A 17,190-nucleotide genomic window follows, 5' to 3' on the forward strand; every position below is an offset into this window, starting at 1 on the left:
CAATTCTAGCGGAAACGGTCTAAAAGCTTTTTGCTAACTTTATCTAACTTCGTAGAGTCATGAATCAAAAATTGCAAGCCATTAGAGTCTGAGATTAAGAGCGTATTTCCCGCAATTCGGCGAATATCCTCTTCGCCTTTTAAGCGAATACGAGTTGGACCACGATCCGTTTCGATATCCCAAATACTAGGCGTTGCAAAAGTAGAAACTGCCAGAATTCTCTCAATGACCGGCATAAATTCACGTGACGCTAACTCTTCCTCGATTAATGCAAGCTCTGATTTTGGAATGGCGGCAACACTTGGATACCAATGCAATTCTTTACCTGATTGATCCATGATGGCAAGACCGGCATCATGTGCCGTGATTGGAAACGCTCTAACCGGATAGACTCCGATATGAGAATTTCCTAGTGCATCAACAAACACCAAGCGGCCAAAAGAATCTCGTGAGAGCTCTTGAATGACATAATGATTTGTCATACACCACCCCCGATATGCTGAGCTACTTCTTGCAGCTTTTCTTGTTCTTGCTCTTCAAGACTCTCACCAATAGCACCGCCCTTTACCAACTCAGCAGCATGACGCAGTTGAGCCTGATAGAGCATGTAATAGGCGCCCTGGGCCTCCATCAATTGGTCGTGCGATCCAATTTCTACAATCTCACCTTTATCCAGCACCACTAGACGATCTGCTTTTCTAAGAGTGGAAAGACGGTGTGCAATCGCAATCGTGGTGCGTCCTTTCACCAAATTATCAAGCGCTCTTTGAATCTCTTTTTCAGTCGTGGTATCGACCGAAGAGGTTGCCTCATCCAAGATCAAAATGCTTGGATTAATTAATAAAGCGCGAGCGATCGAGATACGTTGACGCTCGCCACCAGAGAGTGATTGACCCCGCTCGCCCACTAAAGAGTCGTAAGCTAAGGGCAAGCGCAAAATGAATTCATGGGCGTGGGCAGCGCGTGCTGCCTCAATAATTTCTTCACGAGTGGCGTCAGGCTTGCCGTAGGCAATATTTTCTGCGATCGTGCCAAAGAATAAAAAAGGTTCTTGCAAGACCAAACCAATGCGCTTGCGATAGTCAGCAATTCCAATGCTACGGATATCGCGCCCATCTAATGCAATGGAACCTGAGCTCACATCATAAAAACGGCAGATCAAATTGACCAAGGTACTCTTACCAGAGCCGCTATGCCCCACTAAGCCAATCATCTCGCCAGGAGCAATTTCAAGATCGATCCCTTTGGAGACCGCACGATTACCATAGCGGAAGCCTACACCACGCATGGAAATTCAGCCCCGCACCTCCACCCAAAGGAGCCGGATTAATCGGCTCAGGAACACTAGAGACGTGATCCAAAATATCAAAAATACGCTTAGCACCTGCTGCGGCTTTTTGTGTATGCGAAACAATACGACTCATCGAATCGAGGCGTACGTAAAAACGGCCGATATACGCTAAGAATGCGATAAGAACACCAACAGTTACTTTTTGATGTGCTACTTGCCAAATACCAAAGCCCCACACCACCAATAGACCAGTCTCCGTTAACAAAGTAACTGTCGGAGAAAATAAACCCCAAACACGATTCACGCGATCATTGATTTGCAAGTTATGTTTATTCGAGTCAACAAAACGCTTTAACTCACGATCCTCTTGAGCAAAGGCTTTCACCACACGAATACCAGGAATAGTATCTGCCAAGATATTGGTAACTTCAGACCAAATGCGATCAATCTTCTCAAAACCAAAACGTAATTTATCGCGCACTACATGAATCATCCAAACAATGAATGGCAATGGCGCCAAAGTCACCAGGGCTAGTAATGGGTCGATCGACACCAGAATTGCTGCAGTCATGGTGATCATCAACACATCTGTTGCAAAGTCCCATGCATATAACGACAGGAAGACACAGATACGATCAGTCTCTGCGCCAATACGAGCAATAAGGTCACCCGTACGTTTACCACCAAAGTACTCTAGCGACAACTTAAGCAAGTGCTCAAAGGTAGTATTGCGTAAGTCAGCACCAATACGCTCGCTCACCAAAGCCAATAAATAGGTTTTCCACCAACCCAGCCCCCAAGCAACAATGGCTGCACCAAACAAGGCTAAGAGATATTTACTTGCCAAATAAAAATCAATCGGATTACCACGCTCATATGGAATCAGGACATGGTCCATGAGCGGCATTGTTAAATACGGCGGTATTAGAGTGGCGCCTGTAGAAAGCAAAGTTAAAACAAAACCGAGTAGCAGTTGGTTTTGATATGGTTTAGCAAAACGCCACAACTTACTTAAATAAAGTCCAAGTGGAAGGCGGCTTGTCATCTTCTGGATCACAAGTAGGGCATGCATCTGAATTGGCAGGTTTGGGGCTTAAACAAACTGGGCAGACTTGCTTGTCGTATTCGCTAGCCTCAGGTTCGACATGTTCCCCATCATCAGTAAGCTTTCTAAAGCTCGATTGCAAACGGAGTACCTGAGGATTTACTGCCAGCGTGAAATACCAAACCCTTTGCAGAGCCGAATCCGTCTCAAACTTAAGATGTCCCACTCCAGCATGATCCCCGTGGACTAAATAAGCTCCAGGGACAATGGGCCACGACTCAAAGTGCTTGCCATCAGTCCAAACCAAACCCTGTTCAGTCAGCAAAAGAAGGCTCTTTTCAAAGCGCAATTTAGCGTCAAGATCTAGCTCAACCCAAGCCAGTATGGCGTCTAGGCTTTGAACTGGGGATTGCGAACCCCCTAGAATGACTCTCCAATGGCTTGGCAGCGAGGGGGCAAAAGGTAGGATTTCTGACTTCATTCAGTCTAAAAGTATAGTGGAGCTAGATTTTTTAGATTTATCGCTCCTGTCAACTTTTGAGTCCAGAAAGCCGTTAGATCAACAAAGTAAGCTTTTTTGTGTATTTTTGCTATTTTTGTGAAATTTGAATAAAACTAAAAACAGAGAGACTGCCTGACTCGCCTCGATCTTGGCTCCAGCCTCGCGACACCCTAAATGCCCCAATTACTAGATAAATCCATTGAGATCCTGAGTGTTAGGCATCTCCGTGGCCCCAATATGTGGACTTACCACCCGGTCCTAGAGGTATGGATTGATATTGGCGAGCTCGAAGACTATCCCTCTAACCTCATTCCTGGTTTTTATAGTCGATTAGTAAAAGCCCTTCCTAGCTTGGTTGAGCATCGCTGTAGCTATGGTGAAACTGGCGGCTTTTTAAAGCATATGGAAGAAGGTACTTGGCCCGCTCACATCATGGAGCACCTCACGCTTGAGTTGCAAAATTTAGCAGGCATTCCAGGCGGTTTTGGCAAAGCCCGAGACGGTGATCGCCGCGGCGTATACAAAGTCATGGTGAGCGCCATCAATGAAGAAGTAACCCTTACAGCATTAAAGTATGCCCGCGATCTTTACTTAGCTCTCGCGCAAGATAATCAAGATTGTGTTGCGCAAGTTCAAACGATTATCGAGAACCTACGCGAACTAGGCGACGATCTCCTGCTTGGACCAAGCACGGCATGCATTGTCAATGCTGCGGAAGAACGCGGCATCCCCTCTATTCGATTGTCGGAAGGCAACCTAGTGCAACTCGGGTATGGCGCTAAGCAGCGCCGAATCTAGACTGCTGAAACTGATCAAACTAGTGCGATTGCTGAAACGATTTCTCGTGATAAAGATCTCACTAAAAGCTTACTGCGTAGCGCTGGCGTCCCCACCCCAGAGGGGCGTACGGTTACCAGCCCAGATGATGCTTGGGAAGCAGCACAAGATATTGGCTTACCGGTAGTTGTCAAACCCATTGATGGCAATCATGGTCGTGGCGTATTTATTAATCTGTATACCCAACAAGAAATTGAAGCTGCTTACGCAGTCGCCATTGATGAAGGTAGCGAGGTTTTAGTTGAGCGACACATTGTTGGTGACGAACATCGCCTCTTAGTAGTCGGCAATAAAGTAGTTGCCGCTGCCAAAGGCGAAACCGTCTGGGTGAAGGGTGATGGCAAACACACCGTTCAAGAGCTCATTCAGATTCAGATCAATTCTGATCCACGCCGCGGCACTGCAGAAGAGCACCCGCTGAACCCTGTTCGCATTGACTCTGCTGTTGAACTCGAATTGGCTAGGCAACAGCTCACTGGCGACAGCGTTCCAGCACAGGACCATAAAGTACTTATCCAAAGCAATGGCAACGTCGCATTTGATGTTACTGATTTAGTTCACCCTGATGTTGCCTTCCAGGTTGCTTTAGCAGCCCGTGTTGTTGGACTAGAGATTGCTGGCGTAGATTTGGTAGCCCAAGATATTAGCCGCCCACTTGACGAGCAAAACGCCGCCATTGTGGAAGTGAATGCTGGCCCAGGTCTATTAATGCATTTGAAGCCGGCTAGTGGCAAACCCCCGCCTATTGGCAAAGCTATTGCTGACCACCTCTTTCCCCCAGGAGCAGATTTTCGTATTCCTGTAGTAGGTATTTGTGGCGAGAGCGGCAAAACTCCCGTAGCGGAAATGATTGCTCACTTTCTGCGACTTACTAATGTGTACGTTGGCCTATCCTGCAGCAAGGGTTTGTTTTTTGGCAATCGCGCGATTCCCAATACCAACGCATCGAATTGGGAAAATGCACGTCGCACCTTACTCAATCGTGCAGTGGAAGCCGTCGTGATTGAAAACAATCACCTCTCGATGTTGATTGAAGGCTTAGCCTATGACCGCTGCCAAGTCGGTGTAGTGTTAAACGTGAACCCAAAAGCAAACTTTCCTGAATATGCAATTTACGATGAAGACCAAGTCTTTAGCGTTGTTCGCACCCAAATTGATGTTGTTCTTCCTACCGGTGTTGGCGTACTCAATGCTGATGATCCTATGTGTGTTCAGATGGCCGAGCTCTGCGATGGTGAGGTGATTTTCTTTAGTGAAAACTCTGATTCCGAAGTAGTGAAAGCCCACCTTCAAAACGGTGGCAGAGTGGTTTTAGTTGGCAAACAGCAAATCACCCTCAAGTCTGGCAAGCTCGATCAAAAATCAATCCCAGTACCACGCCACTCAGAATCCGATAGCGCTTCCCCATGGAAGAGCATGAACCTTGGAGCCGCTATTGCTGCAGCCTGGGCTTTGGATATTCCGTTTAATGTTATTGAAGCTGGTGCAGAAACATTTGTGCCAGACGCTACTACTGCAACAGGGGCTTAATTGGAAATTACCCGTATTCATATGTTGCGCGGCCCTAATCTTTGGAGTCGCCATACTGCCTTAGAAGCAATCGTTTCATGTGATCCATCGGAGCGCTCAATCGATTCGATCCCTCAGTTTGAAACCAAAATTCGTGAACGCTTTCCGCAACTGGGAAGTATGCGTCGCAGCGGTTTAACTGAACCTCTTTCGCTTGCGCATGCACTAGAACATGCCGCTTTGGGGCTGCAAGCGCAAGCTGGTTGTCCAGTGACCTTCAGTCGCACCGTACAAACGGTAGACGAAGGTGTCTATCAAGTAGTTGTGGAATACATTGAAGAAGTAGTTGGTCGCATGGCTTTCGACTTTGGATTTGCGCTCATTCAAGCAACGTTGAACGATGCCCCGTTTGATTTAACTGCCGCGCTCTCAGAGCTTGAGGCCTTATATGAAGATGTGCGACTTGGACCTAGCACCGGCTCAATCGTAGATGCCGCAGCACAACGCAATATCCCCTACCGCCGCATGACTGAAGGCAGCATGGTGCAATTTGGCTGGGGTAGCAAACAAAAACGTATTCAAGCGGCTGAGACCAGCGATACCAGTGCGATTGCAGAGGCAATTGCGCAAGATAAAGAGCTCACTAAAAATCTATTAGCCGCTGCCGGCGTCTCAGTGCCCATTGGTGAAGTAGTCACTAGTGCAGATGATGCCTGGCGTGCTGCACAAAAGATTGGCGGACCGATTGTTCTAAAGCCCAAAGATGGTAATCAAGGTAAAGGGGTAGTTGCCAACATTCAAACGGAGGCTGAAGTTCGCGCTGGCTTTGAAGTTACTCAAGCCTTTGGACGTGAAACCATTGTAGAACGTTACTTACCCGGTGCAGACTATCCGCCTTTTAGTGGTGGGCAATCGCCTCTCTGCAGCTGCTCGTCGCGAGCCTGCTCAAGTATTAGGCGATGGTAAGCACACTGTTGCCCAATTAGTTGAAAAAGAAAATCAAAATCCTTTGCGTGGCGATGGTCATGCAACCGCATTAATCAAAATTCGCTTTGACGATATCGCCTTAGCCCACTTGGCCAGTTCTGGCCTCACCCCTGAATATGTTCCCAAAACTGGCGAACGTGTTTTATTACGCAATAATGCCAACCTCAGCACGGGTGGCACAGCAACTGACGTTACCGACGATGTCCACCCAGATGTCGCTGCAAGTGCAATTGCCGCCGCTCAGATGATTGGGCTAGACATCGCGGGCGTGGATATTTTGTGCGAGGCAATTTATAAGCCACTAGAGCAACAAGGTGGTGGCATCGTGGACCGCACCTGGGTTACGCATGCACCTAAAACCTTCTTATGGCAAAAGCTGTCCCGTCGGCGAGGACATCATCAACATGATGTTCCCACCTGGTGAAGATGGCCGCATTCCAGTGGTAGCGGTGACTGGTACAAATGGCAAAACCACCACCGTCCGTCTGATCTCCCATCTACTAAAAGAGACTGGTCTGCGTGTAGGCATGACCGGCACTGATGGCGTCTATATCAACGATCGCCCGATTGATACTGGCGATTGCAGCGGCCCCAAGAGTGCCCGCAACGTATTGATGCATCCAGATGTCGATGCTGCCGTCCTAGAAACCGCACGGGGCGGCTTGCTACGCGAGGGACTAGGTTTTGATCGTTGCGAAGTAGCTGTGGTTACCAACATTGGTGAAGGCGATCACCTGGGACTGAACTACATCACTAGCGTTGAAGATTTGACGATTTTGAAGCGGGTGATTGTTCAAAACGTAGCCCCTACTGGCGCAGCCGTACTCAATGCAGCAGATCCCAACGTTGCGAAGATGGAGAGCAAGTGCTCTGGTCGAGTTATTTTCTTTGCTCAGAATCAACATCACCCAGTAATTACTGCGCACCGAGCTAAAAATAAGAAGGTTATTTACTTTGACGGAGCCTACATTGTTGCCTCTAAAGGATCACGTGTCATGTATCGCTTCCCCGTCAGCGAAATTCCACTAACCCAAAATGGCGTCTTAGGATTCCAAATTGAAAATGCCATGGCCGCTATTGGTGCAGCCTGGGCATTGGGTCTTGATGCAGAAAAAATTGCGCGCGGCTTGAGCAGCTTTGAAAGCACAGCCAATGCTGTACCTGGTCGCTTTAATCAGTTCAAACACAATGGCGCTACCGTGATTGCCGACTATGGTCATAATCCTGATGCCATGCGCGCCTTAACTAGCGCGGTTGAAGCCATGAAGCCCAAGAAGAGTCATGTCGTCATTAGTGGCGCAGGTGATCGTCGTGATGAAGATATTCGCGATCTGACACGAATTTTAGGCAATCACTTCGATAATGTGATTCTCTATCAAGACGCCTGCCAACGCGGCCGAGAGGATGGTGAAGTCCTCCGATTATTGCAAGAAGGTTTAGTTGGCGCCACCAAGGCTAAACAGGTCAAAGAGATCCATGGTGAGTTCTTAGCCATTGATACCGCCCTCAATGATCTTGAAGCTGGCGATATTTGCCTTATTTTGATCGATCAGGTTGAAGAATCTTTGGCCTATCTCAAAGAGAAAGTTAAGCCTTAGTTGAGAGATACCCAGTAGCAGTCAATAAAAAACCCAATCAAGCGATTGGGTTTTTTATTAGCAGCAATAAGCAACGGGATAATTTCTGATCTATTTTCTTAGGCATGATAGTGGCGCAATAGATCAACCTCCTCTTTAGAGCCGAGCATCACTGAAACGCGCTCATGCAAATCCGTTGGCTGTATATCCATAATTAAATCTTTACCATTAGTAGAGGCTCCACCAGCCTGCTCCACCAAAAAACTCATCGGATTAGCCTCATACATCAAACGCAATTTACCTGGCTTATTTGGCTCTCGCTGATCCCAGGGGTACATAAAAACACCGCCGCGAGAAAGAACGCGATGCACATCAGCCACCATCGAAGCAATCCAGCGCATATTGAAGTCTTTAGCACGAGCGCCGCCTGAACCAGCTAAGCACTCCTCCACATAGCGACGTACTGGATCAGCCCAATGACGCATATTAGACATATTGATAGCAAATTCCTTAGTGGAATGGGTAATCGTGACATTATCTTTAATCAATAAGAACTCGCCAGTGACCTTGTTTAAGGTAAACATCACAACGCCATCACCTAAAGTGAGTGCCATAGTGGTTTGCGGTCCATAAACAACATAGCCAGCGGCTACTTGGTGGCGACCAGATAACAAGAAATCAGAAGTCTGCAATGGCGATTGTGGATCTTGTTTTTTCAGAATAGAAAAAATGGTTCCAATCGACACATTGACATCAATATTGGATGATCCGTCTAATGGATCAAACAAAAGAAGATAGTCGCCCGTGCCTTGGATTGGAACTGGTAACTCCATCTCTTCTGAAGCCAAGCCTGCGAGTGATTTACACCCCTTCACACCATCAATTAATAAATCATTAGCAATAATATCGAGTTTTTGCTGCACTTCACCCTGGACGTTACCGGTGCCAGCAGAACCCAATAAACCGATTAATGCGCCTTGAGCCACTTCATGACTCAGCGTAGAACAAGTATTGACTACGGCAGTGAGCAACTCTTGAAGGCCGACAGGAATAGCAGCGCCCTGCGGCTTTGCAGTGGTCAAAAATTGCTTGAAATTGATGTGGTTACTTGAAGGCAAAAGGAGTTCTCCAAAGTGCTGTTGAGATTAGGGTCTATTTTGCCTGTAATTTAAATCGCACCAAAAAAGAGGGCATTTCCAGCTAAACACTTTAACTTTGGAGGATGTTGATGACTGAAACCTTCTTGTATGATGCGTATTTTGATGTTAATATGCATCAAAAATGATGAGTAAAGATGATGAGAACTACCGTAACCATTGATGACGACTTATATCAAAGCTGTCTTGAGCTTGCTGATCCGGGCATTGATAAAGCAGACCTCTTTCGCGAGGCTATGAGCGTTTTTGTGCGCGTACAAAGCGCAAAGCGACTGGCTGCATTGGGGGGAAGTGCACCTCAGATGAAAAGCATCCCCCGTCGCAAATCCAGTAGTACTCAATAGGTATGGCATTGGTTTTGGCAGATACCTCGATATGGGTAGCTCACTTTAGAAAATCAAACACCTCATTTGCCTCTTTACTTGCAAACGATCAAGTTCTTTGTCACCCACTGGTGTTGATCGAGCTCGCATGCGGATCTCCGCCTGCCCCCCGCTCCAAAACATTGAGTTACATAAAAAAATTGCGTCAAGCTGTTGTAGCAACAACAGAAGAAACGTTGAAGTTTATTGAAGCCCATAAACTCAATGACTCAGGATGCGGGGCAATCGATGTGTCTCTTCTTGCATCCGCCCTTCTTTCTGGGAATACCCTCATTTGGACTTTTGATAAAAATTTAGAGTCACTAGCTGGTCGATTGGGGATTTCTTATAACCAACAGCTACACTAAGAATCAATCCCCCGATGTAATTAATTCCCTAGCGCCTTGCCAATCACTTCTCTGACGTCTGGCGAGAGGGTTTGGCAAGCAGCCACTTGCGCTAAGGCTGCCTTCATCTGCCCTTGATAAGGCTGGGCAAATAAACGCCAACGATCTAGGGCTCTAGCCAAACGCGCAGCTACCTGCGGATTAATTGGGTCAAGTGCCAACACACTTTCCGCCCAGAATGCATACCCGCTTCCATCAGCCTGATGGAAGCTCGCTGGATTATTAGTGCAGAAGGCATGAATCACGCTACGAGCACGATTGGGATTATTTAATTTAAAAGCTGGGTGCTCGCGCAAACGCTTCACATTGCCTAGGGTTGGCTCAAGACTATCAACCGGTGGGCGACTGGACTGGAGTGCAAACCACTTATCAATCACCAAAGCATCATTATTAAATCTACTGAAGAAATCAACTAAACAATCATCCGCCGCTTTGACGCCATGAACAACTAATGCCGCTAAAGCCGCATAACGATCTGTCATGTTGTCAGCAACTTGATACTGATTGACGGCCATCGGCGCCCAGATGTTTGGATCAGCCTCTAAAAGCATACTCAACGCCAAGTTCTTGAGCGCTCGTTTACCAGCGCTTGCCGCATCAGATGTAAACGGACCTGGCGTTTGGTTCTGTTGGTATAGAGCCGCCCACTCTAATTGCAATTGTTTGGCAATGGCTCTTCGGAAAGCGCGCCTTGCAGTAAAGATCTTTTGCGGATCAACGTTCTCACACTGCTCATATAAATAAGACTCAGCTGGTAGAGTTAAGGCTAGTTCCTTGAATGCAGGATCCAGACTTGGGTCGAGCAAGAGATTGCGGTAAGCCTCGATAAGGTCTTGATCTGGCAAGCGATCATTCAAAATCATTTGCATCGCCAGTTTCTGACCTGCTTCCCAACGATTAAAGGCATCGTCATCACTAGAGAAGAGGATTAATAAATCTGCTTCACTTTGATCAAAATCCAAATTGACTGGCGCAGAAAAGTCGCGATTGATGGAGAGTACCGGACGGTCAGCAACATTGTCGAAGATCCAAGTTTGAGTGGGTTGCGTTAACTCCAGTAATTGCTCGGGTTGATCATGAGCATCTGTGATCAAGCGCATCTTCAAAGGAATATGAAACGGTTTTTTCTCTGGCTGACCTGGGGTAGCAGCGCAGCTCTGGGTCAAGGTCAAATGAAACTGCTTTTTCGCAGCATCGTAGCTCTCTTCCACTTTGACTCTGGGGGTGCCAGCCTGGCAGTACCAATTCTGAAACTGAGTGAGATCTTTACCATTAGCATCTGCCATGGCTGCTAGGAAGTCATCGCAAGTGACTGCTTGACCATCATGGCGCTTGAAATACAAACCCATGCCTTTGCGAAAGCCATCTCTACCAAGCAGAGTTTGGTACATACGCACCACCTCAGAACCTTTTTCGTAAACCGTGACGGTATAAAAGTTGTTAATCTCTTGATACTCATCAGGGCGAATAGGATGAGCCATTGGGCCCGCATCTTCAGGAAACTGCAATTGGCGCAGCAAGCGAACATCTTCAATGCGCTTTACCGCTCTACCCGACTCGCTTCCCATCTGACCAGCTGAGAACTCTTGATCCCGAAAGACCGTTAGCCCCTCTTTAAGGGATAACTGGAACCAATCTTGGCATGTCACGCGATTGCCAGTCCAATTATGGAAATATTCGTGCGCCACAACACTTTCAATATTCGCAAAGTCAGCATCAGTAGCAGTTTCTGGCTGGGCTAGCACAAACTTGGTATTGAAAATATTCAAGCCCTTGTTTTCCATTGCGCCCATATTGAAGTCACTTACCGCCACAATCATGAAGCGCTCTAAATCGAGCTCAAGACCGTAACGTTTTTCATCCCAATGAATCGATGCAATTAAAGAATCCATGGCATGACGTGTCTTCTTTAGATCATGTGGCTCTACCCAAATCTGTAAGAGCTTTTTAGCACCACTACTCGTAGTAATAGTTTCTTCGATGCACTCGAGCTCGCCTGCCACTAGAGCAAATAAATAGGAAGGTTTTGGAAATGGATCTTCCCAAGTGGCGCTATGCCAACCATTGGGAAGCTTTTCGGTACTCAACAAATTACCATTGGATAATAAAACTGGGCACTCCGCCTCACGCGCCTGCAAGGTCACGCGATAACGCGCCATCACATCTGGGCGATCTAAAAAATAAGTGATTTTTCGAAAGCCTTCAGCTTCACATTGCGTAAAGAAATTGCCATTAGATACATACAGACCCATAAGAGTCGTATTTTTCTCTGGGACACAAATAGAGATGATTTCCAGTGTGAATTTCTGTTTACCCTCATTTGGTAGAGAATGAATAGAAAGTGTCTCAGGAGTAAGCTCAAAGTGTCGATGCGCTTGACCATTTATGCGCAAACTCACAAACTCCAACTCTTGCCCAGCTAAGATTAAAGGGGCTCCAGCCTCAAAGCTCTTGCCGGGTAGCACTTCAATCCGGCTTTTCACAATCGTCCGAGCGGGATCAAGCGCGATATGGAGCTCTACTTCATCAAAGGTATAAATAGGGGGGCGGTATTCGAGCCGGCGAAAGCTCTGAGGTAGATCAGTTTTCATTCCACCATTTTAAGTCTGGAAACACCCTAGTGCAGTAGACGATGTCACCCCCAAATTAGGGTCGCTGCACCAATAGCTATGAAAGTGACGGCTGCTACCGCATGCACCCATTTGATCGGCATGCGCTGGGTGAACTTTTGACCTACCCAAACTGCTGGCGCGTTTGCCAGCATCATCCCCAAAGTAGTGCCTACCGTAACTGAAAAGACATCCTCATATCTAGCTCCCAAGGCAATGGTTGCAATTTGCGTCTTATCACCCATCTCGGCCATAAAAAACAACAATACCGTGAGTACAAAAACCTGCAAAGCACTATTGGCAGGTTTAGCGCCTGCTGCGTCATCAATGTGATCTGGCACTAAAAGCCATAAACCAATACCCAAAAAGCTTGCACCGAGAATCCAACGCATCACATCAGGAGAAACCAAGGTCATCAACCAGTGGCCCAGTTAACGCAGCGCAAGCATGGTTTGCGATCGTGGCAACAAAGATACCAGCAATGATGGCCATGGCTTGCTTTGGATAACGCTCTGCCAACATGAGGGAAAGTAATTGAGTTTTATCACCCATCTCTGCCAGCGCAACAACGCCAGCAGAGAGAGTAAGGGCAGAAAAGTCCATGGATTGGTAATTCCAGTAAATGAAACGGTCAGTAATTATCAAATAGTTTAAATCCTCTGTATGACGCCTCGACTACGTGACTACCAAACCAAGACTTTTACGCTTAAGCCGCCAAGAGCTCCTCTGCAAGAGCAAAGTCTAGGCCCTGAGCCAAGGCTACTGGCTTAGAGGTTAAAACACCTTTATATACGCTCAGACCATTGCGCAGATGATGATCAATCGTTAAGGCCTGAATAACACCTTGATTAGCCAGCGCCTGAACAAATGGAAAGGTGGCATTAGTCAAAGCAAAGGTAGATGTTCGGGCAACAGCGCCTGGCATATTCGCTACGCAATAATGCAATACGCCATCAACCAAGAAGGTCGGATCAGCATGAGTTGTCGGCTTCGAGGTTTCAAAGCAACCGCCTTGATCAATGGCCACATCTACCACTACCGCCCCTTTCTTCATTTTTTTAACCATCTCACGAGTGACTAATTTTGGAGCCTCACCACCTGGAATTAACACTGCACCGATGACAACATCTGCCTCGCTTATCTCCTGTTCAATTTGCAATCCATCCGAGTAAAAAGTCCGCACACGATTTCCATACAGCATATCAATCTGGCGTAATCGATCAATGTCGCGATCAAAGATACAAACATCCGCCCCCATACCAACCGCCATCTGCAGAGCATTTCGGCCAACAACACCTGCACCCAAAATGACTATCTTTGCTGGTGATACCCCAGGTACACCAGCCATCAGTACACCAAGGCCACCATGCGTTTTTTCCAAATGAGAGGCTGCCGCTTGAATTGACATACGTCCCGCCACCTCACTCATGGGCGCCAACAAGGGTAAGGCTCCATTCATGGCGGTGACTGTCTCATACGCAATGCAAGTAGCACCCGAATCAATCAACGCCTTAGTCTGCTGAGGATCAGGGGCAAGATGCAAATAGGTAAATAAAATCTGATCCTCGCGAAGCATTGCGCACTCTTGGGCCTGAGGCTCTTTTACCTTCACGATCATTTCAGCTTTTTGGAATACTTCGGCCGCACTATTTATCAGAGAAGCACCTGCATCGCGATAGGACTCATCACTTAAACCAATTTGTGAGCCGGCCCCTCTTTGAATTAATACGGTGTGACCATCTTTACACAAGCTACTCACATTACCCGGGGTTAATCCCACCCGAAACTCATTATTTTTTACTTCTTGTGGAACGCCAATAATCATGTTGATCTCCTATTAAATCAAATCGGTTTTTAGTTTTGCGATGCAAACCAGCGACATAAAACATTGCTAGATACACGCCCAAGAGACACGGACCCAATATCAATGCCATCCGTGCATCCTCATGGAATCCCATTAGCACTACTACTAAAGAAATAAATGCCAGAGCAAACCACGAGGAATAAGGCCACCAAGGAGCGCGATATCCAAGTTCGGCTACTTGCGCTTTGGTTAATGAACGACGGAATTTCATTTGAATGATCAAGATGGCGATCCAGACCATCAGACCCACAAATGTCACCGCTGCCATGACATATTGGAAAGCCTTATCGGGAACAAAATAGTTGAGGACCACACCGGACATACATACGGCAACGGTAGCCATTACTGCGCGATGAGGCACACCTTGTTTTGATAGCTTCGCAAAGGATGCGGGAGCATAACCGTTGTTCGATAAGGAGTACAAAAGACGTCCTCCACTAAAGATTCCCGCATTGCATGAAGACAGGGCTGCGGTAATGACCACAAAATTGATCAAGCCTGCTGCTTCACGCAAACCAATACGCTCAAACATCACAACAAATGGGCTACCCTGCTGGCCGACTTCATTCCAAGGGAAGATTGCCAGAATGACCAAGATCGCACCCATGTAAAAAATCAAAATACGCCAGGCCAAGGAATCAATTGCCATCGGAATGGTTTTCTTGGGATTCTCTGCCTCACCAGTAGAAAAACCAATCATCTCGATACCAACATAAGCAAAAAGCACCATCTGCAAGGAAAGCAACATGCCACTAACACCATTTGGGAAGAAACCACCGTGTTGCCACAAATTACTCAAACCAATAGGCTGCCAATTGTTCGTGAAGCCAAAGAGAATGACTGAACCACCTAAGGCAATCATCGCAATAATGGCAACTACTTTGATAAGTGCAAACCAAAACTCAAACTCACCAAATACCTTCACAGCGATGAGATTGATAAGTCCCATCATCAAAATAGAGGAAAGCGCCCAGATCCATTGGGGAGTCTCCGGAAACCAGATCCCCATGTAGATACCAACTGCCGTGACCTCAGCAATCCCCACCACAATCCAATAGGTCCAATAGCCCCAGCCCACAAGGTATCCAGCCAGAGGTCCAACATAGTTATTGGCATAGGCCGCAAAAGATCCAGCAACAGGCTCATGCACCGCCATCTCTCCGAGAGTGCGCAGAACAATAAAACCCACAATACCCGCCAGCAGATACCCCAACAAAATAGAAGGCCCTGCAATTTGAATTGCACTCGCCGACCCTAGAAATAATCCAACGCCAATCGTTGAGCCTAAAGCCATTAAGCGAATGTGTCTTACTTTGAGATGGCGTTTTAAGCCAGTTTGTTCAGTCTGCAAAAGAGACCTCCTTTCGATTTGTCATTGGTGAATTACCAATGGAGCACAGTCTAGGGAGAGCCAGTCAAATGGACTAGAGGGTAAAAATTCTCAAAGTAACTTAAAGATTAAAAGTGCATGCTTGATTTGATGATTTGCTCTTTAATTAATAGAACAAGCCATCTCAATATTTTTTTGATTGCAGAAGAATCAGTAATTTCCTACAGGGAATCCCCTTAAGGATTCAGCAGATTTTTACAGCAAGATTTTCTAAAATTCTCTACGTATTGCTAAGAGCAATGAGATTGAGAATTTCTGCCGCCGCTGCAAGACCACACGCAGCAGTCACCATGACCGTAGAACCATAGCCAGAACAGGCAAGACCACCTGTAGAAGCTCCAGCCCTAGGCTCATGAGAGTAGATCGCCCGAATACCAATTTTGTGCTTGAGGTTTCGAGAAAACCCGTGATCCTGTCTAAGACCCTGCCTTACTTTAGCGAGCAATGCATCTTGTTCGGTGCGAGATAAGTCATCGCATCGTACCGAAGTTGGGTCAGTCTTGCCGCCTGCGGCTCCGCACATCACTAAAGAACGTTCGTTTTTTTTTGCCCACACAGCTAGAGCAATTTTGGTTTGCACAGAATCAGCGGCATCTAAAACAAAAGCTTCTTCAGGAATGAGTCGGTCTAGATTGTCTGGCTCTAAAAATGCATCGTGTGCAGTCAATTCAATTTGCGGACTAATTTGCAAAATACGTTGCGTCATGGCAGCCACTTTAGCCATCCCGTATTGCCCTTCTATGGCATGGATCTGACGATTGGTATTGCTCTCAGCAATGTGGTCAAAATCGACGAGTACAAGATGTCCAATTCCAGTACGAGCTAAGGCTTCTGCTGCCCAAGAACCTACTCCACCAAGACCAGCCACTACCACCGTTGCGTCTTGAAAGCGTGCGCGAAGCTCTGGGCCATAAAGCCTAGAAACGCCACCAAAGCGACGGACTTCAATACTGTCTTCTAGCTTGTCTTCTGCCATAGCTTCTCTTTATACTGAATTTATGGATTCCATTGCTCAACTTCGCAAAAACTATACCCTTGGCCAGCCCTCAGAGAGCCAAGTACCTCGTGATCCCTTGCCACTCTTTCAGCTTTGGTTCGATCAGGCGGTCCAAGCAAAGTGCCCAGAGCCCAATTCCATGACCTTGGCAACTGCCGATCAAACTGGCAATCCCTCAGCTCGTATTGTCTTACTAAAAGGGGCCGACCAAAATGGCTTTACCTTCTTTACCAACTACGAGAGTCAAAAAGGAAAGGATTTAGCCGTAAGACCCCAAGCTGCCTTACTCTTTCATTGGCATGAATTAGAGCGTCAAGTGCGCATCAAGGGTGTTGTAGAGCGCTTTAGCCCTGCAGAGAGCGATGAATACTTTCACTCGCGACCTCCAGCATCTCGCATCGGCGCGTGGGCATCCCCCCAAAGCGCCACCATTCCAAATCGAGAATTTCTAGAAACTGCTGAAGAGCGCTTTAAAGCAGAATTTGGTGATACTCCTCCGCGCCCAGAACACTGGGGCGGATATCGTCTGCGCCCAACCGAGCTTGAGTTTTGGCAAGGTCGCCCATCTAGATTGCACGATCGCATTGCCTACAAACTAGTTGGCAGCAACTGGCAAATCCATCGCCTAGCGCCTTAATTTCTTTTACAGCTCACTA

9 protein-coding genes and 4 pseudogenes are annotated in these 17,190 nt (G+C 47.0%); 5 read left to right on the forward strand and 8 right to left on the reverse strand.

The genetic code is table 11. From position 1 onward, the window contains the following. Positions 1–5 precede the first annotated feature (5 nt). A complete protein-coding gene (locus tag DXE33_RS04675) occupies positions 6–482 on the reverse strand; it encodes a cyanophycin metabolism-associated DUF1854 family protein (protein ID WP_114638872.1) in 477 nt (158 codons plus the stop codon). Beyond that, a pseudogene (locus DXE33_RS04680) lies at positions 479–2,817 on the reverse strand (cyanophycin metabolism-associated ABC transporter). The gene DXE33_RS04675 and the pseudogene DXE33_RS04680 overlap by 4 nt, the downstream one beginning before the upstream one ends. Positions 2,818–3,012: 195 nt before the next feature. On the opposite strand from DXE33_RS04680, the pseudogene DXE33_RS04685 reads away from it, so the two are divergent. Further along, positions 3,013–5,205: pseudogene (locus tag DXE33_RS04685) on the forward strand (cyanophycin synthetase). Beyond that, positions 5,206–7,769, forward strand: a pseudogene (gene cphA, locus DXE33_RS04690) (cyanophycin synthetase). 98 nt (positions 7,770–7,867) lie between these two features. On the opposite strand, the gene DXE33_RS04695 reads toward cphA, so the two are convergent. After that, positions 7,868–8,866 carry a class 1 fructose-bisphosphatase gene (locus tag DXE33_RS04695; RefSeq protein WP_114638874.1) on the reverse strand — a complete coding sequence of 333 codons (999 nt, stop codon included), beginning with the start codon at positions 8,864–8,866 and terminating at the stop codon, positions 7,868–7,870. Positions 8,867–9,045: 179 nt separating this feature from the next. Here DXE33_RS04695 and DXE33_RS04700 point away from each other — a divergent pair, with 179 nt between their 5' ends. Together DXE33_RS04700 and DXE33_RS04705 are read left to right on the forward strand one after the other, a co-directional pair. Next, positions 9,046–9,249, forward strand: a complete 204-nt coding sequence (locus tag DXE33_RS04700) for a type II toxin-antitoxin system VapB family antitoxin (protein ID WP_114639724.1) — start codon at positions 9,046–9,048, stop codon at positions 9,247–9,249. 2 nt (positions 9,250–9,251) lie between these two features. After that, complete coding sequence (locus DXE33_RS04705) at positions 9,252–9,635, forward strand: PIN domain-containing protein (protein WP_114638876.1); 384 nt, start codon at positions 9,252–9,254, stop codon at positions 9,633–9,635. Between the two features lie 20 nt (positions 9,636–9,655). On the opposite strand, the gene pepN is transcribed toward DXE33_RS04705, so the two are convergent. From pepN to DXE33_RS04730, 5 genes and pseudogenes are all read right to left on the reverse strand, one after another. After that, on the reverse strand, positions 9,656–12,265 hold the full coding sequence (gene pepN, locus DXE33_RS04710; RefSeq protein ID WP_114638878.1) for an aminopeptidase N: 2,610 nt from the start codon (positions 12,263–12,265) through the stop codon (positions 9,656–9,658). 44 nt (positions 12,266–12,309) lie between these two features. Further along, positions 12,310–12,886: pseudogene (locus tag DXE33_RS04715) on the reverse strand (TMEM165/GDT1 family protein). A gap of 103 nt (positions 12,887–12,989) precedes the next feature. After that, a complete protein-coding gene (ald, locus tag DXE33_RS04720) occupies positions 12,990–14,108 on the reverse strand; it encodes an alanine dehydrogenase (protein ID WP_114638880.1) in 1,119 nt (372 codons plus the stop codon). Beyond that, entirely contained in the window at positions 14,074–15,498 is a 1,425-nt protein-coding gene (locus DXE33_RS04725) for an amino acid permease (protein ID WP_114638882.1), read from the reverse strand. The genes ald and DXE33_RS04725 overlap by 35 nt, the downstream gene beginning before the upstream one ends. Before the next feature lie 259 nt (positions 15,499–15,757). Continuing rightward, positions 15,758–16,513: a tRNA threonylcarbamoyladenosine dehydratase gene (locus DXE33_RS04730; protein WP_114638884.1), complete on the reverse strand. Its 756-nt coding sequence runs from the start codon at positions 16,511–16,513 to the stop codon at positions 15,758–15,760. Between the two features lie 22 nt (positions 16,514–16,535). On the opposite strand from DXE33_RS04730, the gene pdxH reads away from it, so the two are divergent. Continuing rightward, positions 16,536–17,171, forward strand: coding sequence for a pyridoxamine 5'-phosphate oxidase (pdxH, locus tag DXE33_RS04735; protein ID WP_114639725.1), 636 nt, complete (start codon positions 16,536–16,538; stop codon positions 17,169–17,171). The last annotated feature ends 19 nt before the right edge of the window (positions 17,172–17,190 follow it).

The organism is Polynucleobacter necessarius (assembly GCF_900096765.1).
Taxonomy (GTDB): Bacteria; Pseudomonadota; Gammaproteobacteria; order Burkholderiales; family Burkholderiaceae; genus Polynucleobacter; species Polynucleobacter necessarius_F.